The following is a 23,282-nucleotide window of genomic DNA, read 5'->3' as shown; positions in this document are numbered from 1 at the left end:
TCGCTCAGGGCCTGCTGCCAGACCCTTTGGGATTAGCTCAACCAACGGGCGTTTTGCGCTATGAACGGTTAAACCACCTGCTAGTCGGTGGCCCGGCTTTGGTGGCATGGGGTACGCCTTTCTTAAACAATAGCCATAGTATGGCCGGTGGAAATACGATGTTGACTAGCGCCAAGCCAGACATACCAACCAAAACCGTTACTCCATAATTTAAATCATTCAGCCGTCGCATTTGTGCGCTTAGAGCGTTTATCGTTAAGCAGGCCAATAACAAGATCTGCCCGCTGACGGCGCTGTTTGAACGGCTCATGACATATGCCAGTATAAACGATACCAATGAACCCAGTATCAGCTGAGCGGCGAACCCGCTGCGGTTAAGCCGTGAGTTTAGCCGCCAGAATTCCCACACCTTACTTGGCCCGCCGCTGCTATTCATCGGGTTTTTAGAACGCGAAGCCGAAGTGAGTAGCATCATCTTGGCGGCCAAGCGCAGAACGATATCCTGATGTTGATCCCCCATGCAGGCTTCCAGTTCCGCTTTTTGTGACGCAGAGAGCGTGCGGTGTTCATTGGCGTGCAGGCTGACGATCGCCCGGGCTAAAACCTGCTGCGTAGGCGAACCCGGCGGTTTAGCCAGCGCAAAAGGTTTGGTATTCAGCAACCATTTCTTCAATTCACTCTCTTGAACGGTATCCGGCTCTATCTCACTAATGAGCTGAGTAAACCGCTCGGTCCGGCTATTGATACCGTGATAGGCGCTGGCCGCATAGAACAGCATCTGGCTGGACTTCGAGGCAGCCCATACTGTTTCCCGCCAGCTTTGGCTGGTAAGAAAAAAATGGTCAATGGAGTAAGAGATCGTTACCTGCTCGCTATCGAGGAAGTTTTCCGGCGTGATGGGCAGGCGAGTCCATGAATGGTACTGCAGGATATTGCTCAACTGCAGTTTTTCCATGTACTGCGATGCCAGATCTCCATGGGTCGGATTCAGGGATTTTACCAGCTGATAGAACACATAGGCCGGGTGCTCCTGAGGCATGGTCAGATCTTCAGTCTGATGGATCATCTCGATGGATTCCGCCGGTTTTTCCAGCAGTAATACCAGTAAATAACAGCGGCGGCACCATTGCCAATAGTCTTCCTGCTCGTTCGGCGTTGGCAGAAGAGTGTTATTGTTGAGTGCAATAAAACAGAGCCAGTCGTAGCAGATATCCAAGCTGTTGGAGAACAGTTCACTGTTGTAAAGGCGTTCTAGCTCTTTAGGGCTCATCCAACGACGCTGCGCCAGCCAGAGCAGGCACTGGCGGTAAGCGTCAGAATCACGATCGCCATAGATATCCGGCAGCGTTCCCCAATGGCGCTCATACAGCCATGTGGTAAATGTAGATATGACCGACGAGGTTTGTAGCCAGTCTAACCGTTGTTGTGCCTGATGCTTCAGCCCCTTTAAGATTAAGGCATTCAGCGGATCGGACGGCCTCTTTTCATCCAAAATCTGTTGTAATAGCGTTTCATTACCCAGCGTTAGCATGCTGGCGTGGCGGTAATAGCGCAGTAGCCGATCGGATCCGTTATCTTTGATTAAGTGGCGCAGGATCCGGTACTGCATGGCGTTGCTTAGCTTCCATGAGACGTAATCCTGGGCCAGCTGCGGTAATCCGGCCTGAGATGCAAAGCCCCAGCGGGTTAACGTTTTAGTGGTCTGGGTCGGGGTAATGTAGTTTTGTTCAGGCGCATCAAGGTTTACCCCTTGGGCCGGGGTGTACTGTGGGCGATCGAATGCCTGAATCAGTAGCGGTAGCCGTTCCGGTGAATTTTTATGGCACCATGAAATTAGCCATTCTTCGGCCGCCGCGTGCTGTTCTTTGGTATACAGGCGGATCCAGTACGGTAGGGCGTATTCGTCATTCCCGGCCAGCGAGCACTGAGACGCATACAGATACAGCCAGTCATTGCTGTCTGGCTCGTCTGCCAGCCTTTTGAGGCAATAGTCAGCCAGTTCGCTATAGCCAAGCCCGGCATAGGAATACCAGCGGGGCAAAAGCTCTTTCAGCTCCGGCACGTCAGGCCAGTAAACGGCGGTGTCGATTTGCAGATAGGCTTTCAACATCCATGCCGGTTTTTCCCAGTACAGATATTGAATAAAATTAATGTGCTTTACGCACTCGGTCTGGGCGACCAGATCGAAGTCTGACAGGAGTTCGAAGTTGAAAACGTCGCCTTTTTCCAGAAAGTCTAAGTAGCTGCCCATACGGTGCGATTGTTGGTCTGACAGCTCGCTTAGCCTCTGCTTCCAGCGCATTCGATCGGCCAGAATTAGGCTACATTGTCTAGAGATACAGTCGGTGTTGTAACACTTCTCCAGCAGCCGCCAGCGCAGCCGATCGATGACTTCAAACGAATTGAGATCTAATGATTGAATATATTCATGCCAGCCGTGTGGAGAGTAGCGTTTGTCGGCAGTCTGTTGCAGGGTGTCAAACTCGGCCAGCATGCGATCGATGGCTTCCTGTTCCGGATGAGGCCCATCGTCTTTTCCGTCTTCTTCTTCGCTGGCCCGATCGGACTGGCCGCGAAGCTTTTGCTCAAACTCTTCTTTTGGCGTCAGGGCGGAAACCGGGATGAACGCCGGCTGAATTCCTTTTTTCGCCTCTTCATAGGCCTGACGTAAATTCTGAAAGCCTTGGGGATCGCTTTCCGGGTGGTATTCCGGCAGCTTGCTGCGGTAGGCATTGCGGATAATGTCCTGATCGTCGGTAGGCTCGATGCCCAGCATTTCCCAACAGTTTGCGTTCATGACCAGTCAACCTCCCCGAGCGACTCCGGTTTATCCATTTCAGCGAGTTCCCGATCCCACTGAACGGTCAGATAAGGGCTATCCGGGCTGGCAAAAAGACGGTGAACCAGGCTAACGTTAGCATCGAGGTTGCCTTTATTGGTGAATGCGTAACGTTTGAACTCAGTGCGCTCTTCGCTCAGGGAAAGCCAGAAGGTGCGGCCGGTTAAAAAGCCATTGGTGTATTGCTGCCAGCTGTCATAATAGTGGCGGGCCCGGTTGGCGATACGGCTCTGAAACCACAGGCTCTCACGCTCAGTAAGCCAGCCATTCAATAGGCCAATGCGGCACAGATAGCCCATACGGCTAAGGTCCCAGGCTTGAATACCGCCGAAACCACAGATCCCCGCCGTTTCTGCAACAAATCCCAGCAAAACTTGCTTTGGCTCTTCCTGAGCGCTGACAAAAGATTTCCAGCCGTCGGGGGGAATTTGGTGCCATAAATAGTAAGGGTAGGACAGTTCGTCGGCGTGCCCCTGCTCAATCATGCGAATAACGGTGTTAATCAGATCTTGCCTTGATTCAATATCCCAGCTGTCTTTTAAGTCCATCGGCGAGCTTTCAGGAAACAGGTTTGGAGCAAAATAAGCGGCACCATAGTCAAGATTCAGAGCGGTGGTGGGGGCAGAAAGTGTAAAAAGCCAATGTTGATATTCTTGATCCATCAATACGTTCAACCATTCAGTGGCACATGGTTGGAAATACTACTACAGAACCCATAACGGGCAAAGATGGTAATAATCGTCATGCTTCAGGCCGCATATGCGTTGGCTGGGATGGCCGATTTCTTTGTCCTGCAACTCTAATTATTTAGAATATAAACGCCATTGGCGATTGTAATAAATTCATAAGAAAAAAAAGCTAGTTTTGTCTGATTAAACGGCGAATGTGTGGTAAATATCCTATGCTATACCCAATTTGTTAGTCTCTTCACGTGAAAATCAATCGTTTTGGTACTTCATTTTACCCATGGGGATGAATATTTTGTCGCATGCAACTACTTCGCAGAAGGCGTTAGCGCTAAAGCCGATTTCTAAACATAAGCTGCTGACCATTGCTGGCTTAGGCTGGATGTTTGATGCGCTGGACGTCGGGTTACTGTCGTTTCTGCTGGCAGCGTTAAAACAGGATTGGGGACTGACGGCTCAGCAAATGGGCTGGATTGGTAGCGTTAACTCTATCGGCATGGCCGTGGGGGCATTTTTGTTTGGCGTGATGGCCGATCGCACCGGGCGCAAGTCCGCCTTTGTTGTTACCCTGCTGTTGTTCAGCGTTGGCAGCGGTTTGACCGCGTTAGTCTCTACGCTGGCGGCATTATTGGTTTTGCGGTTTTTTATTGGAATGGGATTAGGCGGGGAGCTGCCGGTTGCCTCCACGCTGGTGGCGGAGAGCGTTGAGCCTCACGAGCGCGGGCGGATCGTTGTCCTGCTAGAGAGCTTCTGGGCCTTTGGCTGGCTGGCGGCTGCGCTGATTGCTTACTTTATTATCCCCGACTATGGCTGGCGGGTGGCGATGGCTATCAGCGCTCTCCCGGCGTTTTATGCGATTTATTTGCGCTGGAGCCTGCCGGATTCACCTAAGTTTACTCAGCTACAAAGCAAACGGGAAAAGCCTTCAATACTCAAAAACATCTGCGCCGTGTGGTCGGCCGACTATCGGCGGGCTACCGTTATGCTGTGGGTTTTGTGGTTCTGCGTGGTGTTCTCTTATTACGGTATGTTCCTGTGGCTGCCGAGCGTAGTGATGCTTAAAGGCTTTAGCCTGGTGAAAAGCTTCCAGTATGTACTGATCATGACGCTGGCCCAGCTTCCGGGCTATTTTACCGCAGCGTGGCTGATTGAGCGCTATGGCCGTAAGTTTGTACTGGCGACCTATCTGACCGGAACGGCGTTGGCCGCTTACTTCTTTGGCGCATCCGACACCGTTAGCCAACTGCTGATTTTCGGTATGCTGCTGTCGTTCTTTAACCTCGGCGCTTGGGGTGCGTTGTACGCCTATACGCCGGAGCAATACCCAACGGCGATTCGAGGGACCGGTGCCGGAATGGCCGCATCGATTGGGCGTATTGGTGGAATACTGGGCCCGTTGATGGTCGGCTATTTGGTTGCAAGCGGTAGTTCTATTACGCTGATATTCGGCCTGTTCTGCGCGTCGATTATGGTAGCCGTCGTGACTGTCATTACGTTAGGGCGAGAAACAATGCAAACCGATTTAATGGAATAATCACTGGCAGGACGCTTGTAATAGTATAGGCGTCCTGCAATATCAAATATCTATAGTATTTATAATATTAATGGCAGAAGCCGCGTTATTACGTGCTGGCTAGCTATAAACCACCCTCGATCAAATTTTCTTTTAACCTTCCCGTGACAGTTCCGCTTTTATCTTGCAACATAACGATTCTTATTAGCAAACGGTATACCCGCTTTCCTGAAGCTTGAATTATTTGGGGTATAGGAGCTTATCTATGTGCGAAACAGAAAAACAAATTACCTATACGCCCCGCAATCACCAGTTAACCAATGTTAACGTTTGGTCTCCGGACGGCCAGTGGCTGATTTATGATGTTCGTCCAAGCGGCGCATCGTTTACCGGTAAGACCATCGAGAGGGCAAATATTGATACCTGTGAAATCGATATTATTTATACGGCCGGGCCTGATAGCTATGTCGGCGTTGCCACGGTAAGCCCGGTTGAGCCAGTTCGTTACGCCTTTATTCATAGCCCCGATAGTCCTGACGACCAGTGGCATTACGATTTTCACCACCGGCGCGGCGTGATTATTACCGAGCCACACCGTCAGCATGCAGCAACGCTGGATGCGATGGACATCACCTCGCCTTTTACTCCCGGCGCGTTGCGCGGCGGATCTCACGTTCACGTTTTTAGCCCTGACGGTAGCCGCCTGAGCTTTACCTACAACGATCACCTTATGCATCAACGTGGTGCCGAATTTGATCGGCGCAACGTCGGGGTTGCGGTGCCGCTGCGTAGCGTCATGGTCGATCCTCAGCACCCGAGGGAATACGGCGGTAGCCATTTTTGCGCGCTGGTGAGTACCACGGTAGCCCATCCTCAACCCGGCAGTGATGAAATCAACCGGGCCTATGAAGAAGGATGGATTGGAACTCACGGATACGCGAGAGTCGATGGCTCAACACAGCGCTGGGCGCTGGCGTTTATTGGCGATACCCGAGCTGAGGATGGCAGTAAACTGCCGGAAGTATTTATTGTTGATTTGCCACCAGCGCTGGCCGACTATGCCATTGAGGGGGAGCTACCGTTAGCGGGAACCGAAACCACGCTACCGTCGCCTCCTTTGGGGGTCACTCAGCGTCGCCTGACTTACACCGGTGAGCGCCGCTATCCGGGAGTGGCAACGGCTCCGCGTCACTGGATACGCAGCTCGCCCGACGGCAGCAAGATTGCTTTTCTGATGAAAGATGATTTCGATGTCGTTCAGGTCTGGCTGGTCTCTCCGCTGGGTGGCGATCTGATTCAGGTGACTAGCGGGCAATATGGCGTTCAGTCTGCCTTTAGCTGGAGCCCGGATGGCCGTAGTCTGGCTTTTGTAATGGATAGCAGCATCGTTTTGTGTGACGTGGCCAGCGGCGTGGTCACTCGCTTAACGGAGAAAAGTCACGACACTCCTTTACCCGATGCCGTGGTGTTTTCACCCAATGGTCACTATGTTGCCTATATGCGTAAAGTTGATGAATTTACTCAAATATTTGTTACTGAGACTAACGAGGAATCACGTTAAATTAGGGGTCTCTCCATTAGTTAGCTATGATAATAGCTGTAGCTTGCGTTGTTGATGAGCAATGGTATCCGCAACAGGGCAGGCATATTAATTACCGGGTCGCTATTGGAGAGAATAACATCATGGGACTATTTAGCTTTGCTAAAGAAGCAGGCGAAAAACTTTGGGATAGCGTATCGGCAAGTAAGCCAGAAGACCAAAGTTCCAAGCTTAAAGAACATTTAGAGAAAGCCGGTTTATCGGGCGCGGATAACGTTGACGTTAAGGTTGAAGACGGCACGGTTACCGTTGGTGGCGAAGCTGCCGATCAGGAACTGAAAGAGAAGATTCTTGTGATACTGGGCAACGTGGCCGGTATTGGTAAAGTACAGGATAACATTTCAGTTTCGCAACCTTCTGAAGAAAGCGGTTTTTATACGGTTAAAAAAGGGGATACCCTGAGCGCGATTGCTAAATCTCAATACGGCAATGCCAGCAAATATATGAAAATTTTTGAAGCCAATAAGCCAATGTTAAGCAACCCGGACAAAATTTATCCGGGTCAGGTTCTACGCATTCCTAAATAATATTTAGGCCTGATAGAACAGGTTTGGTTGTATAGCCCGCTGAGACTGTTATCAGCGGGTTTTCTATTTTTACCTGATGGTCATAACGGCATCCCTATCGATCTTATGTCGTTGAACCGTTTAATCATTCCGCTATTTTTTCTAGATAAAAAGTGTGCAAAGGCTTTAGAGCCTGTTCTAGCGTGAGCACTGCGCCTTGCTGTGCCGGTATTTGGCGGCTAAAAATATGGGTAACCTGGCCCTGATACTTTTTAATATGCGGGCTAATTTTTTGTAGCCGAAACGCGATATCTTCTGCCGCTGGTGTGCCTTCCTGAACGTTGGTTTTTACCACTGCGCCGCAGATTATCTGTTCCCCGTTTGCCGTTTTACAGCAATAGAGCAGCGCTAAATGGTGGGCAAACAGATTTTGTTTCCAGGGTTCCTGAGGATACTGGTTGTAGTCCATGCTATCGGTATTGCTGAGGTCTACGTCATACAACGGTAGAAAATCCAGCCGTTCGGTCAGGTAAGCGATTAGCTCCCGCTCTTTAATATTGTTCAGTGCCTGTATGATGGCGCGTATAACAAATTCGGCCTGAATATCCATAATAGCAAGGCTGATTACCCGTTCATTTTGTAATATTAAATGGAGGGTGTTTTGATCGGCATTTGGCTTCATGGCCAGAGACGCTACGCGTTTTCCCGGGGCGGGTGCCGTAATTTCACTCACGTCGATCGGTGGTACCTGTGCGATGAGATTTTGATGCGCTTCAGATACTGCCGCCGTCAGCGCTTTCCCGTTTTGTACTGCCGCGATGGATAAGCGCTGTAGCTGGCTTTGCAATACCAGCAGCAAATCGTGTAGCTGTGGAAGCTGGAAGAAAAACAGTGACTCTTCATCGGCCGCATTTTTGATTTTCATCGCCAGAGCGAGAAAGTGATTTTCGTGCAGCACGATGGCGGTATTTAAGCCTTTAATGATATTGGACATTCATGTTCTCCTCAGGCTGGCCTGCGCCAGCTAAATGCTAATTTTTTGACCATTATTACGGTATTGAGATAAATCAATCACCCGATCCGCCGAGGCAATAGTTGACGGGCGATGAGCCACAATAATGCGGGTTATATTTAGCGACGAAATTGACTGATTAATGTAGGACTCATTGACCAGATCCAAATGGCTGGTCGCCTCGTCCATAAAGAGAATGTTAGGTCGGCGATAAAGCGCTCTGGCAATCAGTAATCGCTGTTTCTGGCCGCCAGAAATGCCAAGCCCCAGTTCACCGATAATGGTTTCGTAACCCATTGACATTTTGATGATTTCATCGTGAACATTACAGTGTTTCGCACACGCAATAATTTGGTCCCGATCGGGGTTATCTTCAAAACAGCTGATGTTATCGGAGATTGAACCGGAAAACAGGCGGTCTTCCTGAAGTACGCAGGCGGTACTTAGCCGGTAGTTGTTCAGACCGACTTTTTTCACGTTGAGGCTGTCGGCCAGAACGTCACCGCCGGTTGGGCTGAGTAATCCACACATTATTTTTAATAAGGTGGTTTTCCCTATGCCGGATGGCCCCACTAGCGCCACCGACTCGCCGGGGTTAATCAGCAAATCGAGATTAGAGAAGATCGGATGCGAAAAGGGATCGTATTGGTAGGTTAAGCCTTTGACTTCCAGAGAAACGCCCTGATTTTCCTGAAATATACGGCGTGAGGGCATTTCAGTTTCAGGCTCACTAAAGACAATTTCCGACAGCCTTTCATTGTGAAGCGATAGCATGCGCAGTTGCATAATCAGGTCAATCAGGCTGGATGCCCGCTGAGAAAACTGGCCGCGATAGGCGTTGAACGCCATAAACATGCCCAGCGTCATATTGTTGTCAATCACCATCACGGCGCCCAGCCACAAAATAGTCACCTGATCGATAGAGGAAATAAGCGCGTTTACGCCACCGTACATCATATCGAAGCGGGTTTGTTTAATACCGGCATTGCAGGCGTCAATATTGATATTTAGCAGATGCTGAGAACGACGCTCTTTGAGGTTCAGCGCTTTGATGGTCGAAATGCCGTACAGCGATTCCATAAAATGGGAGCCGGATCGGGCGTTTTTAATGACCTGTTCTTCCGCCACGCGGCGATAAAAATTGTAGGTAGCAAAACGCATTGCGGCATAGCTGAGCGTGAAACCCACTACCACCCAAACCAGCCAGCCGCCGTATAGCGTCAGCATAATCAGTAGGCCAACGGTCATAATAGAGTTAATCACGCCGCTAACAATGCTGTTGGTAAAGGTGGAGCGAATGGTATCTAGCGAGGAGAACCGCGACTGAATGTCGCCCAAATGACGTTTTTCAAAGAAGTCCAACGGCAGGCTCATCAGGTGATCGAACAGGGTGGTTTTCCATTGAATATTGGTCAAGGTGTTAAGCGTGAGCGAGGTCCAGCCGCGTAGCATGCTGACGAACGTGTGAAATAGGGTAAACGTGACCAAGCCAATACAGATAACCGCCAGCAGGCTGTGGTCATGGGCAATAATAACGTGGTCAGTCACGAGCTGAGTGCCGATAGGTAACAGCAGGCCAATGGCTTCGATAACCACCGAGAGCGCGAAAATTTTCAGTAATGCTGCCTTCAGGCCAACTATATTTTTCATTAAATCCAGCAGGCGTAAGCGGCTTTTGACCGTTTCCTGCTGAAAATTGTTATCCGGCCAAAGCTCTAGCGCTACGCCGGTAAAGTTGTTGGACATCTCCTGAATGCCAATAACGCGTTTGCCCATGCCCGGGTCGTGAACCACAAAGCTGGATCTACGTACCGCAACCAGAACCACATAGTGATTCATGCCCCAATGCAACACGCAGGGAAGTTTTAGCTGCTTCAGTTCATCTAAATCTAGCGACAGCGCGCGGCTTTTTAGCTTTGCCTGTTCTGCTATTTTGGCTAAGGATGAAAACGTTACGCCCTGTGAGCCACAGCCAAATCGGTTGCGGAAATTAAAGAGATCGATATTCATCCCATAATAGCCGCACACCATTGAAAGGCAGGCAATACCGCACTCGCTGGCTTCTGCCTGTAGTATTACCGGCACCTTTTTTCGGAAGGAAAAGTTGAGCTTATCAACAATAGAATTAAATAGCTTAGTCTGCATTAATCGGCCCGCTTACGCTTTGTGAAATTTTATAGAAAGGAGTAAACATCCACATATACAAAGGCCGTTCCTCAAGGAAGACCATCGCCTGTGCCTTGAGGCCATTGGATAACGACAGCGTTTTGTTGTTATAGGTAAACGTTTTGTGCTTGAGTTCCACAATGGTTTTATATAGGGAGGATTCTTGCTGGTTCATATTCCCGTTGACGTTGTTGTATTCCGCCATCTCCTGCCGGGTGGCCGGTACCGATGATATTGACATTATCGTCCCGGGGAACTGGCCGAACTTATCGGACGGGAAGGCGTCGTAGCGGATATTAATCGCGTCACCGGGTTTTAGATAAGGCAGGCTGTTGTTGGGTAGCCAGAGCACCAGATAGTACTCGATGTTACCGGTCGGTTTGATTTGCGCTAGGCTGCTACCCTTATCGACCATTTGTCCGGCGGTGACGGAAAGTGATTCAACCCGGCCATTCGTTGTTGCCTTGATAACTAAGCCGCCGCTGGCGTTTGATTCCACTAACTGATTGCGAAAATCATTGATCTGGTTTTTATAGCTGGATATTTGGTTATCGTAGTCGGCAGACTTGGTCACAATATCGCTCTTAAGCTGGGTAAGCTGGGATTCCAACTGCATTTTCTGGCTAGCGAGTGACTGATAGGTATTTTGCTGCTGGAAAAAAAGCGCATGCTGATTGTTATACTGATCTTTATTAATCAGCCCCTGTCGCAAATATTTATCGTAATTTGCCAGAGAACTGCGCATTTTATTTAATCCGGTGAGTGAGGCTTCCTGCATGAGCGTGGTTTCTTTTAGCGATGCCGTATAGTTGAGTAGCTGGGCGTTTAAGGCTTCAAGGGTTTCCTGCTTATTGAGCGCGATTTTTTCAATAATCTCATTGGCCGTGGCAATTTTTTCATTAATGGCCGCCGTAGTTGTATCGCTGACGTTACCCGTGCTGGTGGTGCGTGAAACGTCTAGTTCATACAGCGGATCGCCTTTTTTAACCGATTGACCCTGCGAAACCATTTGGCGTACAACAAAGCCCTGCTGTGGCGCAAATACGTTAATTGAATGAGGCAAAGTAATCACTTCTCCGCGTACGTCAATACGCTGCGTATAGCGGCAAAAAGTCAGCGTTAGAATCAGGATAGCGACGAATGAAAAGGAGAGTAGTGCGATAAGCCAGACGGGTAGCCCGGCCAGCAGTAGCGCCTTTCCCTTCCAGTGGAATTTTTTATAGTCAATCGCTTCCTGACGATAAATGTTATTGGTCATGGCCTTCACGGTGTTGTTTTATGATAGGGAAAAGGCCCGAAATTTCGGGCCTTTTTTGTTACTTGCCTGCTGATAGGATTACCACGGTCTGAAAGAACCGTTAGTTATGCCTTCAGCCGCTTTAATCGTTTGATCAAGGGTGATATCCCAACCAACGACTGTCGCCGCTACTCCTACTCCGACTACGCCAATAAGCCCGCCGCCAATCATGCCGACCAGTTGGCCGATTTGACCGAAGCCGAGCAGGCCGCCACCGTCACCACCATTAGCTCCGCCAATAATTGCACCAGCCACACCCCCGGCAGCAGCGCCAAGAACTGCGGACGCCGCCGCTTCAGCGACATTACTCAAAGTAGACTGAATAAACCCACCAAAAGAGGAGAAGCTCCAAGAATAGCCACCGGCAATTTCGTTCATTTCAAAAACTGATAATTCTCTCATTTGACACTCCAATTAAAAAATCTAGATATATAGTTAGGTCTTCCCTGATAAACAAAAACAAGGAATGTTAGATAGCCATATTGTTTTGGCGGGCTAACTATATGAATGAAATAGCCATGTCTAATAGTGAAGTGAATATGATCAATGATGAATTTTGTATTGAACTGGGATTCATATAAAAAAGATCTACATTAGTTTTAGATCTTAACTATTTTTACTCGATGATTTTATTGTGATGGTCATTGATTGGCATTTCTATTATTGAAAAAGAAATGCTAATAAATAATGGAAAGCGGCACGGGATAACTCCGTTGCTTTTTTTACTTATATATAGATATGTTTAATCGAGTAATAGTCGCGGAGCAGTATATTCAAAATATGGCAATGGCAACTGCTGCTAATAATATGGCCTTATATGAGCTAATGCCCATATAAGGCTATATAAGGGAGATAAAGCATTAATTCTGATTGATGGTAAACGTCATGGCGGCATTGGCTTTGCCTGGCTTAATCGTGGAGCCTGTTTGCCTATAGCGTGCAATAAAAGGCAATATAACCGTACTTTCAGCGGCCATATGGTATTTGACCTCGTTTCTAAACTTAAGCCGAGAGCGATCGCTCTGATTTACTACTTCGACTGCTACACCGGTAGCCGCTCCCGTAACGCTACTATCGATATTGAGTAATCCGTCCCCTGTGCTGCCGGTTGTTGGTTCAAATGAAACGTAAACGGGCGCGCTGTCCTTTTGGCAATTAAGCGTTAATGAGAAGGGGCTATCGGTTGATACGCTGCCTATACCGTTAAACTGGCTCACCCGATGTGTACCCAAAGGGACAACTTTATTTCGATCTGCTCCATCGATAGTACAGCTTTTGGTAACCCAAGAGATATTTGAAAGCAGAGAAATTGTCGCTACCGGAGTGTCATCCACTTCGTAAATAGCGACCTTTCCGGAGGTCAATTTGCCCGAGGAGATAGGCCCGGTTTTAATAAAGTCAATGCGTATTCTGTTGTCTGGGCCCCAGAAGGGAATAAGTTCATTAGGAGATAGACCATCTCGCTGAGGGATTACTCGAGACGGAATTTCCAGATCAGAGACCTGCAAGCCAATGCCCGGGATACCCGAAGCATAAATATTCCCGCGAGAGTTATTGCCGACAATGGTGCTAAATGCGCTACTCATCCTCGAAGCATAGTCGGCACGTCCGGACGCACAGGTATACTTTGGTCCAGCGATGTCATCTACAAATCGTGTAAAGATTATTGCGCCATCGGGAGCCTCCGGATCTATGGGTAATGAAGACATAGGAACCCGATAGTCCTTACCATCAAGATTTACACAGTAGTTGCCAGCAAAAGCGTTAACGCTACACAAACCTAAAGCCAAGCCGGCAGCCACCGCGTAAAGCCTATTTCGATTAATCTTTCTCATATTGGAATTCCTTGATAAATACGCTCAGGCATTATTGACAGGTCGCTTGCGACTGCTGAACGCCGGTATTGCCGTCAGTTTGGGGGAGCTGATAATTTGCTTGACACTGCCGAGCGGTGTTTTTACCCCACTGAACCCGTAAGACGCCAGACTCCTGTAGCCCCGAGAGATAAACCAGACCGTCGTCGCCGACAATGGCGGAATTTTCTTTTTGGGTCTGAGCGTTGGCATAAACTACTATCGCGCCGAAAGGAATCGCCTTACCCGATGCATCCGTCAGGTGGATTAAGGCCCGAGAACCGATATTGCCGATAAAATTGGCGCGTACTATTGCCCCACGGGTTGGAACTACGGATTGAGAAGTAATTTCAAGATCGGCGTTATCCGGCAGCGTCTGGCTATCCAGCGTAATACTACTGCGGCGATAGGCCGCCACGTAAGGTACTAGTGCATAGCCGCGGAAATCGGTGTTCACGCCGGAATTATTCATCACGCGCGTATTGGCCACGCCAGACGCCTGTACCAGCGCACCCGTTTCGCTCAGCTGTTGCCCAAAGGTAATGCCGTTCGCATGGGCTACTACGCTACCCGTCGCACCGTAGTTAACGCGTTGCCAATAGCTGTCATAGCTATAGCCTGCGGAAATGCCGCCGTAGGTTCCATCGTAGTTTGCCCCTAAGCTTCCGCTATCCCGATCGCTGTTATCGTAAGTTTCTTGTACGTTCCAGCTCAGATTCCGATCTTCCAGCGCTAATCCGCTGAGACCCACGCTATTACTGGTTGAGCCAGGGTTGCCGGTATTAAGCGAATAGTTAACCCACGTATTGGACAGCAGTTTGTCTAGCGGTACGCTGATATTTAACGAAAACAGGTTTTCGCTTTGGTAATCACGACCTGAATCACCGTTTATCTGAGAGGAGCGATTGTGGCTGTAGTTAAGGTTGAAGGTTACATTTTGTATACTGTTACCATAGCCTACGCCCACTGATGTGTTTCTTTGCTGTTCGTTCCAGTAATCTTCCATCACGCCGCTCAGGTTCAAATAGCCAAGCTGATTACCCAAGCTTTGACTGGCGTTGACTTCGGTACGGTTGCGTACCCGGTCATTGGGTATGTATTGATGGCTACCGCGATAGCTATCGAATACGTCACCTAACGTGTTAAATCCGCTCGTCGAGTAACGATAGCCAGCAACCGAGAAGTTAGTGCCGGTATCAACAAAGTTTTTGCTGTAGCGTATTCTCCACGATTGACCTGAGGCTCTTAGAGTGTCGTGCATTTTGGACCAAGCCTGTGTCACATCGACAGAAATAGCACCCAGCGTACCCATATTGTTGCCCAATCCGAATGCCAGCGATTGGTATTTGGATGCGCCCTGAAAGCCACCATATATCGTGGTGTTTTTTGGCAGGCCGTAGCTGATTGTCGCCTGACTGAATGGGGTCTTATCAACCTCACTGTCGTAAGAACGATACTCAGCGGAAGTGAGGGAATATTTCAGGCTTCCTTCGCGTCGTAATACCGGCAGGGAGGCGAATGGTACGACAAAGGTCTGTTGGCTACCGTCAGACTCCTCTACCGTGACGTTCAGATCGCCGCTACCGCCTGTGGCATACATATCGTTAATTTCAAAAGCGCCTGCGGGAACGAAAGTCTGGTAAATCAGGTAGCCGTTCTGCTTGATCAACACTTTTGCGTTACTTTTGGCTATGCCGCGCACCACGGGAGCGTAGCCTTGTAAACTTTCTGGCTCCATTTGGTCATCTGTTGCAAGCTGTACGCCACGAAATGGCACGCTATCAAATATGTCAGAAGGTGATGAGCTTTCTCCGAACGTCAGGGTACTTTTTATGGTGGAGATATTACGTTCGGCATAGGTATAGACAGAATCCCAGCCTTCTGAAGAATTTTCGTCTTTATTCCAGATTGAATAGTTACGAAGGCGCCATGCGCCAATATTTATCCCAGGGCGTAAGTTAAGGCCATAGCTCGCGGTGTCTTTTTGTCCCCCACGGGAGTAGTTATTACCGCCGGTGAACTGGTAATTCAACAACGCTGCATTAATGCCATCATCGTATTCATCAGGGGAAACATAGCCACGAATTGATGGATTAATCGCCGCCTGCGGAATGCTTAACATCAGACGTTGGGAATAAAAATTGAATTCAGTGGTTGCACTGGGGATTCCACTAATATCAGCACAGCCTTGAGCGTTTTCTTTCAACTTGGGTAGAACCGCGGTGCGTATGCCATATGCGTTGAGCGTTTTCAAACTAAAACAGGGTATAAGGTTTGCTCCATCGCTTTTTTCCATGCTTTGTTGAGCAAAATTGACGTCCGCTGTTTCCACGAAATCATCATTAATAAAGACATCAACGCGGTAGACGCCCGGAGCCTGTGAGTTTTCGCGCTCAAAAACGGATAAGTCAGGACGCTCATCGGAATTATCTGAATGAGATAAAAAAATTGGATCAAAAGAGTCACGAGCGGATATGGTTGGCACTATACCAAAAAGGTTTAAACACATGAGTGCCAGAAAAGTTGAGGCATATTTAATTTTTTTTAACATTTCCCTTGTTCCTAATAAAGGAGCAATCCCGGTTTACTATTTTTGTTTTATCCCAGCGTTTAAGATCTGAAGATATGAAACCGGATATTTATAATTTAGCTTTATGTACAGGGCCAATGCCGCCCATATCATTAATTATTTTCCACTCAATTTCGCCGACGGATACGCCATCAGGTAACGTTAATTCTGTCGTGGATAGTGGGGCCGCAAGGTTAGCATCCTGTATTTTTTTCCCGGCGACGGAAATATAAGAGAAATTCATGTAATAAGGCGTTGGGTTCGATATGCTTAATTTGCCGTTAACATTTTGCCAGCTAAGCTTATCGGTGACGTCCTCCGGATATTGCTCATTAAGCATTTTTGGCCGATAGAAGAATTTCAGTCGGCTACGTATAGCGATTTGTAGCGTATTTTCTTTACTAGTGTCCGCAGAGGGAATAGACATTGCGTTAAAATAGAATAATGACTCGCGGTCCGTCGGCAATGAATTATTGGTTTTAAAAATGCGCACCGTACTTTTTTGTTTACTATCTAGGCGAAATAGCGGCGGCGTTATTAAGAAATGTGAGTCCTTAAAGTCGGTATTTTCTATCCATGTTTTAATCAGAAAAGGGGACTTATCTTGGTTATCCAGTACGATATTAACCTCTTTATTTCCTTCTGGATAAACAATGCGAGTTCCTTCAATAATAACGCCCGCGGTGGCGATATTATTGCTAAATAATATAACCAGTAATAGTGATGTAATTAATGTACGCATAACTTACCTGAATCATTAAATTAAGTGGCTCCCCAAGGGAAAGCCACTTGAATAAAACTAACTGTCTAATTTATAAATTAGTAGTTAATAGTGAAGGTTGCTGAAGAGTTTGCACTACCTGCAGTGATAGTTGATTTACGCTGAATATAGCCAGCTTTGTAGTTCAGCGTATTGGTTGTACCGGTACCCACAGTCAGGGTTACTGGTTTAGATCTAACGCCCAGCGGTAAGTGAGATGAATCAGTATCAGACAGAATAATTGCTACACCGGTTGCAGTAGATGCACTGTTCAGCGCTAAATAGTTATTATCGCCTTCGTAATATTGACCATCAAACTTCAGTGAAGCAGTAGTCGGTGTGCCCGTTGGGCAATCGCTTAGGATAATTTTCAGCGCAGTGTTGCCAACGGCATCCGCAGCGGTAGAGCCAACGCCGCGAAAGCTGCTTACTGGCACTTTACCTAGATTAACCGTTGCATTGTTACCACCGGTAGCGGAACCAATATTAACGGTACAAGAGGCATCTCCGATCTCTCCTGTGAAATTGACAGTACCATCAACCGCAGCAGCATTACCGGCTACTGACATCATGCAGCTTGCTAGAAGCGCTGCTGAAATAATATTTCTTTTCATTTTAACCAATTCCTTTTTAAATTAAAAATCATCACAACGATTGTGCTGTGAATGTCATTTTTCGAATGCCGATTTTTATGAGGCTAATAAAATTGGGCAAATGATTTTTTGCCTACCTCATTCCGCCATTCGCCAAGAGAATTTATATTTATTTGGTGGTTTTTGTTTAGTGAATAATACTTCACTGATAAGTATTCATATTTGTTCATTTTTATCATGCATGATTTAAGATTAGTTGGCCGTGGTTATGATGATAAATATGGATATTGATTTTATTAACTAGGGTGATAATAATTTGGTAGTCACCTTTGCTATGTTTTTATAGGTGATTAGTGAAAATTCATCATTCATCACATTAGATTCATTTTGAGAACGGTCTCTTTAATTATAAATTCAGATCGATTTAATGAAGTTCGGTTTTTGTTTCTTTCTTATAATTTTCTTATAAATAAACTATGCTGTTGTTATCAACGTATGATTTTATGGCTTATTATCTCTGTGAGATAATGATAAATCATATTACTTGCTTAATTCTGTTGGTTAACTGCTTTTATAATCACATGATTATGCTAATTGCATTATAATGGTATAAAAACTAACCAAGAATATCTGTGTCTGGATCTGAATTTATTGAATTTTATATATTACTGTTATAATTCAAAGGTTAAATGTAATTTATTCACGGCATCACTTAGTTATATTTAAGAAATTCATAATATAATGGATGGTATTTCTTAGTGTCTGGTAAGTAATGCCTTATAAAACGGGCAGGGATGAATGTATGAATAGTCGGTCATGTAAGTACTGTGTCATTAACAATGAAATAGCTTATTTTCCTGAGGAGAATAAATTAGCATCACTGGATATCATTGAGCAAAAAATCGCTATTAATGCACCTGCAAGTCGATGCTTTCAGCTTTTATTAGAGAAACGGGGGCAAGTTGTTTCACGAAATGAATTTCTTGAAGTAGTGTGGAAATCTAATGGCGCATATGTGTCACTAAATACTTTTTATCAGAATATATCTTTATTAAGGAAGTCACTTAAGAAAGTAGGGCCAAACCAAGATATTATTATTACTGTGAGGCGGAAAGGTTTTGCTTTAGCACCCAATACTATCGTTGAGCAGGTAACAGAACCAAAGACCAATGTTTATTCGAGAACTACGGTGTTAGAACCAAGAAAGTATGAACTTAGTGCAATGAAAAAAATGGTTAAAATGAACGTAAAGCTGCGTGAAATTTGTCTAAATATAAAGTACTTACTTATTGTGTTTGGGATGTCATTGCTTGTTATTATACAAATGTCATTGTTATATTTGATATTAGCACTATAGATTAAAATTATCTGATTGACTGTTTTTGATTTGAGTTTACTCATTGCCTGTCATTGTTAGCTTGATACTCATTAATTGAAGGATATCTTATTTGGTATCCTTAATTTTTATAGGAAGAGGAATCACCTGAAATAAGTGAGACTCATATCTTAATAAACTTGTTGATAATTTCTTATGATGAAATATTGAATATATTAATGAACTGGGCGCTATTACGTTATTGGATATTAAGAACCTATGAAATGAATTATTACATTTAATCATGGCTGATTACATCATGATCAAATCATTTACTTTAGACAGCGAATATAATCCGATGCGTAATTATATAACTATTTAATTGGCGAACATTTCTTGTTTCCGGTTATTTCGTTTTGGTCTTTTTAAAGGAAATTATGTGAAAAAGATTCTTGCAGTCTGCAGTTTGTTATTGGCTTTTCAAGTGAGTGCAAACGGTAACTCACCCCATTGGGAATATAGCGGTGAAGCTGGCCCTGAGCATTGGGATACCATTGCGCCTGAATTTGCTTCTTGCCATGCCCTGAATCAGTCACCGGTTAATTTGACCGGCGCGGTAAAAGCGTCATTAAAGCCGTTTCACGTTAGCTATAAAGCGGGTGCCGAAACGCTGGTGAATAATGGTCATACACTACAGGTTAACTACGCCAAAGGCAGCAGTCTGGAAGTCGATGGTATTCCTTTTGAGCTTAAACAGTTCCATTTCCATTCGCCGAGTGAAAACCAGATCAATGGTAAAACTTACCCGATGGAAATTCATTTCGTTCACGCCAGTGAAAAAGGTGCTTTGGCCGTATTAGCGGTGATGGTGAAGGAAGGTAAAGAGAACGCGGCTCTGGCTAAACTGTGGAAAGAAATACCGAAAAGCGGTACCGAAGTTAAACTTGACCAGAGCATTAACGCGAAAGAGCTGATGCCGGCTAATATGCATTACTATCGCTTTAGTGGTTCGCTGACGACTCCGCCTTGTACCGAAGGAGTTCGCTGGTTGGTAATGAAAGCGCCGATTACTGCCAGTAAGTCTCAAATTGATGCGTTTCAGGCGCTTATGGGTCATCCGAATAACCGCCCCGTTCAGCCAATCAATGCCCGTGAAGTATTAGAAAACTAATTCATTTTATCCGGTAAGCGACCGCCAGTTTGCTGGTGATGTTGGTCTCTTACCGGATCCTTTCTTGTCCCCACTGACTAAATGCTCCTTTTGGAAAGTTGTTAAAATATTATTCACAATAATGCCTTAGCTGAGCTTTATTGCTTCATCTTTGCAGGTTCCTGACGGCGGTCTGAGCCCGTTGGGATATAATATTTGATCAATGCGGTAGGGTGAAAAGATGCTGGTTGAGCAGAAGTGCCTGTCGATGAATCAGAAACTAGAGGAGGTATGCCGGCTGTGAGCGGTTTGTTGCAAACGCGGAACTAATTTTTCGCTTTGGCCTTAGCCTTGGTGTTAGATTTAGGATGCCCTGAACCCTTTAGCAGCCCTTTAGCATTTTTGTCTTTTTCAGAGGTTGATAGAATTTCTCGCGGGGATTTTCGGCTGTTGGTAGAACGGTAATAGTCATAGGGTAAAAGTACCGTATCCAGCAACGCAGTGAACGGCAAATCAACCATCAGCATAGAGCGCATCATCCAGCCATTGTCGCTGTCAGCGATCATTTCTGCGTCGTTAGACGTGCCAGCATAGTAACCCTCGTAAGGACCTACGTGCGCCATAATGCTGGAACAACCGCTCAGGGCCAATATCGATGAGCAGGCGCAGATAGGCAGCAAAGAGCGTTTAACACTGGTTATCATGTTATGTCGTCCACAAGATATATAATCAGACCCTTTGGGCCAGCCACTTACTGAGGCTAGTGTTATAGCACCCGTAAGGAAAAATTAGAATCACTAACGTTAGATTCTCTTACCACGCTTCTAAATTTAGCCACAAATATAAATTTTGCTATTGAAATATGTCAATGCACACCCATTTATTAAGTGTAAATACTTAAGGTTCTGCCGAAAGGGTTGCCTGTTTACACTAAGTGCGCCTGTCCTGTAGTGGAAGGCGGTTATATTTCCCTCGCTGGTTTTTTAGGAGGCGTTTAATGCGCAATTTTGATCTCTCCCCGCTATATCGTTCAGCCATTGGTTTCGATCGTATGCTGAATGCTCTTGAGTCCGGCCAAAGCCAGAGTAACGGCGGCTATCCTCCTTATAACGTTGAATTAGTTGATGAACATCATTATCGCATCGCTATTGCAGTTGCTGGCTTTGCTGAAAGCGAATTAGAGATTACCTCACAGCCTAACCTGCTGATTGTTCGCGGTGCGAAACAGAATCAGGAAAAAGAGAAGGCTTATTTATATCAGGGGATCGCCGAGCGTAACTTTGAACGTAAATTTCAGCTGGCTGAACATATTCAGGTAGAGGCAGCCCATCTGGAAAACGGCCTGCTCTACGTTGAACTGGTGCGGATTATTCCCGAAGCGTCTAAACCGCGTCGTATCGAAATTAAATAGTTTGATCCTGCCGACGTATTGCGCCACAGCAGTACTCCGGTGCAACACCGCAGCTCGCCGTAAAGGGGGCTAATATTACTCGCTTCAAAGAGGGGGTTTTATGATGAGTAACTATGATTTATCACCTTTATTTCGCCAATGGATCGGTTTCGACAAGCTGGTCAATGCAATGAAAAGCAGTGGCGATCCACAGGGGTTTCCGCCTTACAACATTGAGAAAAGTGACGATAACCACTATCGCATCACGCTGGCCTTAGCCGGATTTAAACAAGATGAGCTAGAGATTGAAACCGAAGGCCCGCGTTTGACCGTACGCGGCAAGCCGGTGCAGGTACAAAAAGAAGTGGTGTACCTGCATCAGGGGCTGACCTATAAGGCCTTCGACCTGAGCTTTACGCTGGCTGAGCACATGCAGGTTTCCGATGCGACATTTGATTTGGGCCTGCTGCATATTGATATCGTACGTGACGTACCGCAAGCGCTACAGCCTCAGCGTATTGAGATAGGCTATGCGAACAAATCGGACGCCGGGGTGCTGGGGCATCAGGTCTAATACTTGATTTGGCCAATATAACGATTAAAAAAAGAGGCAGTGACTGATAAAGCCACCGCCTCTTTTTACTATGAGTTACTACAAGGTCTGCAACTCAACCTTCCCGATGCGCCCGCTCAAGCTCTTCTGCCAAAATGGCAATACCCCGTTCAATCAGCTCCGGCTCCGGTACGTAATTCATCCGCATACACTGTTGGGTATGCGGCCAGCCTTCTTCTAAACCGGGGAAGAAATAATGGCCGGGCACCATCAATACGCCGCGGGCTTTTAATCGCTGATACAGCGTTTGACAACTGATAGGTAAATCTTTAAACCATAGCCAGAGGAAAATAGCCCCTTCAGGCTTATGAATTAAGCAGCGCGAGGCGGGAATATAGCGGCGAATGATTTCCATTGTCTGTTCAACCCGCTGCTGATAAAACGGCCGTATAACCTGCTCTGATAGCCTAAGCAGATCGCCGCGTTTAATCATCTCTAAGGCTATCGCCGGGCCGACGCTGCCGGGCGATAGGCTAATAATGCCGTTGATATTGCTCAGCGCCTGAATAGTTTGCTCGTTGGCGATGACGATCCCGCATCTGGTGCCCGGCAGGCCTAACTTTGACAGGCTCATGCACAGGATAGTATTCGGATTCCACAGCGGCGTTGCCTGACTGAAAATAATACCGGGGAACGGAACGCCGTAAGCGTTATCGATAATCAGCGGAATGCCTTTCTGATTGGCAATGGCATCTAAGCGCATCACTTCTTCATCGGTGAGCACATTACCGGTAGGGTTGGTCGGGCGGGAAACGCAGATCGCGCCAATATCGTCACCGATGCTCAGATGATCAAAATCAACGTGATACTTAAACAAGCCGTCAGGCAGTAGTTCGATGGTGGGTTTATACGACACCATCATTTCTTCTTCCAGACCGCAATCGGCATAGCCAATGTATTCAGGCGTTAGAGGGAATAGTACCTTTTTGACCTGTCCATTGGGCTGACGGCCAGCAAACATATTGAACAGATAGAAGAATGCGCTTTGGCTGCCGTTAGTCAGGGCAATATTTTTAGCTTCAATCGGCCAGCCTAATTCGTTGCTCAGTAGCTCAGCCAGCGCGGTTAGAAAGGTATTTTTGCCCTGCGGGCCATCATAGTTACATAGCGCATCCGCGAGCGCCCCTTCCGCCAGCAGGTCGGCACATAGCTTAGTGAAATAGTTCTGCATTTCAGGGATTCTCGCCGGGTTTCCGCCGCCAAGCATAATTGCGCCGGGAGTACGAAGCCCGTCGTTTAAATCGCTCATTAGCTGAGTGATGCCAGAGAAACGGGTAAATTTATTGCCAAAAGATGAGAGTGTCATGTTCACGCACTAATGTCTTATACCCTTCATGCGTCGAGCTGCCGGTGCGTTAGCTGCCGTTGTACCACTCGAATTATTTGGGGTAGGGGGTGAAATATAGAATAACGATACCGA

The 23,282-nt window shown here is 46.8% G+C and carries 19 protein-coding genes; 7 read left to right on the top strand and 12 right to left on the bottom strand.

What is annotated here, in order from left to right; translation table 11 throughout:
- Nucleotides 1-58: 58 nt before the first annotated feature.
- Nucleotides 59-2,797 carry a J domain-containing protein gene (locus GVI43_RS06945; RefSeq protein ID WP_159566139.1) on the bottom strand — a complete coding sequence of 913 codons (2,739 nt, stop codon included), beginning with the start codon at nt 2,795-2,797 and terminating at the stop codon, nt 59-61.
- Entirely contained in the window at nt 2,794-3,501 is a 708-nt protein-coding gene (locus tag GVI43_RS06940) for a DUF1266 domain-containing protein (RefSeq protein WP_159566138.1), read from the bottom strand. Before GVI43_RS06940 ends, GVI43_RS06945 begins: the two co-directional genes overlap by 4 nt.
- Nucleotides 3,502-3,820: 319 nt before the next feature.
- Here GVI43_RS06940 and GVI43_RS06935 point away from each other — a divergent pair, with 319 nt between their 5' ends.
- The 3 genes from GVI43_RS06935 to lysM all read left to right on the top strand — a co-directional run bounded on the left by GVI43_RS06935 (nt 3,821) and on the right by lysM (nt 7,165).
- Entirely contained in the window at nt 3,821-5,059 is a 1,239-nt protein-coding gene (locus GVI43_RS06935) for an MFS transporter (protein WP_281350991.1), read from the top strand.
- 244 nt (nt 5,060-5,303) lie between these two features.
- Nucleotides 5,304-6,599 carry a YidR family protein gene (locus GVI43_RS06930; RefSeq protein ID WP_159566137.1) on the top strand — a complete coding sequence of 432 codons (1,296 nt, stop codon included), beginning with the start codon at nt 5,304-5,306 and terminating at the stop codon, nt 6,597-6,599.
- 122 nt (nt 6,600-6,721) lie between these two features.
- Nucleotides 6,722-7,165 carry a peptidoglycan-binding protein LysM gene (gene lysM / locus GVI43_RS06925; protein WP_159566258.1) on the top strand — a complete coding sequence of 148 codons (444 nt, stop codon included), beginning with the start codon at nt 6,722-6,724 and terminating at the stop codon, nt 7,163-7,165.
- A gap of 124 nt (nt 7,166-7,289) precedes the next feature.
- On the opposite strand, the gene yjeJ is transcribed toward lysM, so the two are convergent.
- From yjeJ to GVI43_RS06885, 8 genes are all read right to left on the bottom strand, one after another.
- Entirely contained in the window at nt 7,290-8,138 is an 849-nt protein-coding gene (gene yjeJ, locus GVI43_RS06920) for a YjeJ family protein (RefSeq protein WP_159566136.1), read from the bottom strand.
- A 30-nt stretch (nt 8,139-8,168) separates the two neighbouring features.
- Nucleotides 8,169-10,301 (bottom strand): peptidase domain-containing ABC transporter, encoded by a 2,133-nt coding sequence (locus GVI43_RS06915; RefSeq protein ID WP_159566135.1) that lies wholly within the window; start codon nt 10,299-10,301, stop codon nt 8,169-8,171.
- The gene (locus GVI43_RS06910) at nt 10,291-11,580 is read right to left on the bottom strand and encodes an HlyD family secretion protein (protein WP_159566134.1); all 1,290 of its coding nucleotides are present in this window, start codon (nt 11,578-11,580) and stop codon (nt 10,291-10,293) included. Before GVI43_RS06910 ends, GVI43_RS06915 begins: the two co-directional genes overlap by 11 nt.
- A 78-nt stretch (nt 11,581-11,658) precedes the next feature.
- Nucleotides 11,659-12,021, bottom strand: a complete 363-nt coding sequence (locus GVI43_RS06905) for a hypothetical protein (RefSeq protein WP_159566133.1) — start codon at nt 12,019-12,021, stop codon at nt 11,659-11,661.
- A gap of 458 nt (nt 12,022-12,479) precedes the next feature.
- Nucleotides 12,480-13,454 (bottom strand): fimbrial protein, encoded by a 975-nt coding sequence (locus GVI43_RS06900; RefSeq protein WP_159566132.1) that lies wholly within the window; start codon nt 13,452-13,454, stop codon nt 12,480-12,482.
- A gap of 31 nt (nt 13,455-13,485) precedes the next feature.
- On the bottom strand, nt 13,486-16,023 hold the full coding sequence (locus GVI43_RS06895) for a fimbria/pilus outer membrane usher protein (RefSeq protein WP_159566131.1): 2,538 nt from the start codon (nt 16,021-16,023) through the stop codon (nt 13,486-13,488).
- 88 nt (nt 16,024-16,111) lie between these two features.
- Nucleotides 16,112-16,783: a fimbrial biogenesis chaperone gene (locus tag GVI43_RS06890; protein ID WP_159566130.1), complete on the bottom strand. Its 672-nt coding sequence runs from the start codon at nt 16,781-16,783 to the stop codon at nt 16,112-16,114.
- 77 nt (nt 16,784-16,860) lie between these two features.
- On the bottom strand, nt 16,861-17,415 hold the full coding sequence (locus tag GVI43_RS06885) for a fimbrial protein (RefSeq protein ID WP_159566129.1): 555 nt from the start codon (nt 17,413-17,415) through the stop codon (nt 16,861-16,863).
- A gap of 781 nt (nt 17,416-18,196) precedes the next feature.
- Here GVI43_RS06885 and GVI43_RS06880 point away from each other — a divergent pair.
- Both GVI43_RS06880 and GVI43_RS06875 read left to right on the top strand, forming a co-directional pair.
- Entirely contained in the window at nt 18,197-18,751 is a 555-nt protein-coding gene (locus tag GVI43_RS06880; RefSeq protein ID WP_159566128.1) for a winged helix-turn-helix domain-containing protein, read from the top strand.
- 397 nt (nt 18,752-19,148) lie between these two features.
- On the top strand, nt 19,149-19,880 hold the full coding sequence (locus tag GVI43_RS06875) for a carbonic anhydrase (protein WP_159566127.1): 732 nt from the start codon (nt 19,149-19,151) through the stop codon (nt 19,878-19,880).
- Between the two features lie 305 nt (nt 19,881-20,185).
- Here GVI43_RS06875 and GVI43_RS06870 read toward each other — a convergent pair whose 3' ends face one another.
- Nucleotides 20,186-20,563: a YceK/YidQ family lipoprotein gene (locus GVI43_RS06870; protein ID WP_159566126.1), complete on the bottom strand. Its 378-nt coding sequence runs from the start codon at nt 20,561-20,563 to the stop codon at nt 20,186-20,188.
- A 293-nt stretch (nt 20,564-20,856) separates the two neighbouring features.
- On the opposite strand from GVI43_RS06870, the gene ibpA reads away from it, so the two are divergent.
- Nucleotides 20,857-21,270 carry a small heat shock chaperone IbpA gene (gene ibpA, locus GVI43_RS06865; RefSeq protein ID WP_159566125.1) on the top strand — a complete coding sequence of 138 codons (414 nt, stop codon included), beginning with the start codon at nt 20,857-20,859 and terminating at the stop codon, nt 21,268-21,270.
- A 103-nt stretch (nt 21,271-21,373) separates the two neighbouring features.
- Nucleotides 21,374-21,823 (top strand): small heat shock chaperone IbpB, encoded by a 450-nt coding sequence (gene ibpB / locus GVI43_RS06860; protein ID WP_159566257.1) that lies wholly within the window; start codon nt 21,374-21,376, stop codon nt 21,821-21,823.
- A 94-nt stretch (nt 21,824-21,917) separates the two neighbouring features.
- Here the strand turns inward: ibpB and GVI43_RS06855 are convergent, their stop codons facing one another.
- Nucleotides 21,918-23,168, bottom strand: coding sequence for a valine--pyruvate transaminase (locus GVI43_RS06855; protein WP_159566124.1), 1,251 nt, complete (start codon nt 23,166-23,168; stop codon nt 21,918-21,920).
- Nucleotides 23,169-23,282: the final 114 nt, after the last annotated feature.

Origin of the sequence: Budvicia diplopodorum, assembly GCF_009800925.1 — a bacterium.
In the GTDB taxonomy this organism is placed as follows: Bacteria; Pseudomonadota; Gammaproteobacteria; order Enterobacterales; family Enterobacteriaceae; genus Budvicia; species Budvicia diplopodorum.
Note: the sequence above shows the minus strand (reverse complement) of the source record. Positions and strands in the feature narration are given on the sequence as shown.

Excerpts from the sequence above, each read along its gene's own strand:
- lysM (WP_159566258.1), top strand. The coding sequence starts at position 6,722 with ATGGGACTATTTAGCTTTGCTAAAGAAGCAGGCGAAAAACTTTGGGAT.
- GVI43_RS06890 (WP_159566130.1), bottom strand. The coding sequence starts at position 16,783 with ATGCGTACATTAATTACATCACTATTACTGGTTATATTATTTAGCAAT.
- GVI43_RS06900 (WP_159566132.1), bottom strand. The coding sequence starts at position 13,454 with ATGAGAAAGATTAATCGAAATAGGCTTTACGCGGTGGCTGCCGGCTTG.
- ibpB (WP_159566257.1), top strand. The coding sequence starts at position 21,374 with ATGAGTAACTATGATTTATCACCTTTATTTCGCCAATGGATCGGTTTC.
- GVI43_RS06930 (WP_159566137.1), top strand. The coding sequence starts at position 5,304 with ATGTGCGAAACAGAAAAACAAATTACCTATACGCCCCGCAATCACCAG.
- GVI43_RS06870 (WP_159566126.1), bottom strand. The coding sequence starts at position 20,563 with ATGATAACCAGTGTTAAACGCTCTTTGCTGCCTATCTGCGCCTGCTCA.
- GVI43_RS06895 (WP_159566131.1), bottom strand. The coding sequence starts at position 16,023 with ATGTTAAAAAAAATTAAATATGCCTCAACTTTTCTGGCACTCATGTGT.
- GVI43_RS06885 (WP_159566129.1), bottom strand. The coding sequence starts at position 17,415 with ATGAAAAGAAATATTATTTCAGCAGCGCTTCTAGCAAGCTGCATGATG.
- GVI43_RS06910 (WP_159566134.1), bottom strand. The coding sequence starts at position 11,580 with ATGACCAATAACATTTATCGTCAGGAAGCGATTGACTATAAAAAATTC.
- ibpA (WP_159566125.1), top strand. The coding sequence starts at position 20,857 with ATGCGCAATTTTGATCTCTCCCCGCTATATCGTTCAGCCATTGGTTTC.
- GVI43_RS06940 (WP_159566138.1), bottom strand. The coding sequence starts at position 3,501 with ATGGATCAAGAATATCAACATTGGCTTTTTACACTTTCTGCCCCCACC.
- GVI43_RS06945 (WP_159566139.1), bottom strand. The coding sequence starts at position 2,797 with ATGAACGCAAACTGTTGGGAAATGCTGGGCATCGAGCCTACCGACGAT.
- yjeJ (WP_159566136.1), bottom strand. The coding sequence starts at position 8,138 with ATGTCCAATATCATTAAAGGCTTAAATACCGCCATCGTGCTGCACGAA.
- GVI43_RS06905 (WP_159566133.1), bottom strand. The coding sequence starts at position 12,021 with ATGAGAGAATTATCAGTTTTTGAAATGAACGAAATTGCCGGTGGCTAT.
- GVI43_RS06880 (WP_159566128.1), top strand. The coding sequence starts at position 18,197 with ATGAATAGTCGGTCATGTAAGTACTGTGTCATTAACAATGAAATAGCT.
- GVI43_RS06915 (WP_159566135.1), bottom strand. The coding sequence starts at position 10,301 with ATGCAGACTAAGCTATTTAATTCTATTGTTGATAAGCTCAACTTTTCC.
- GVI43_RS06855 (WP_159566124.1), bottom strand. The coding sequence starts at position 23,168 with ATGACACTCTCATCTTTTGGCAATAAATTTACCCGTTTCTCTGGCATC.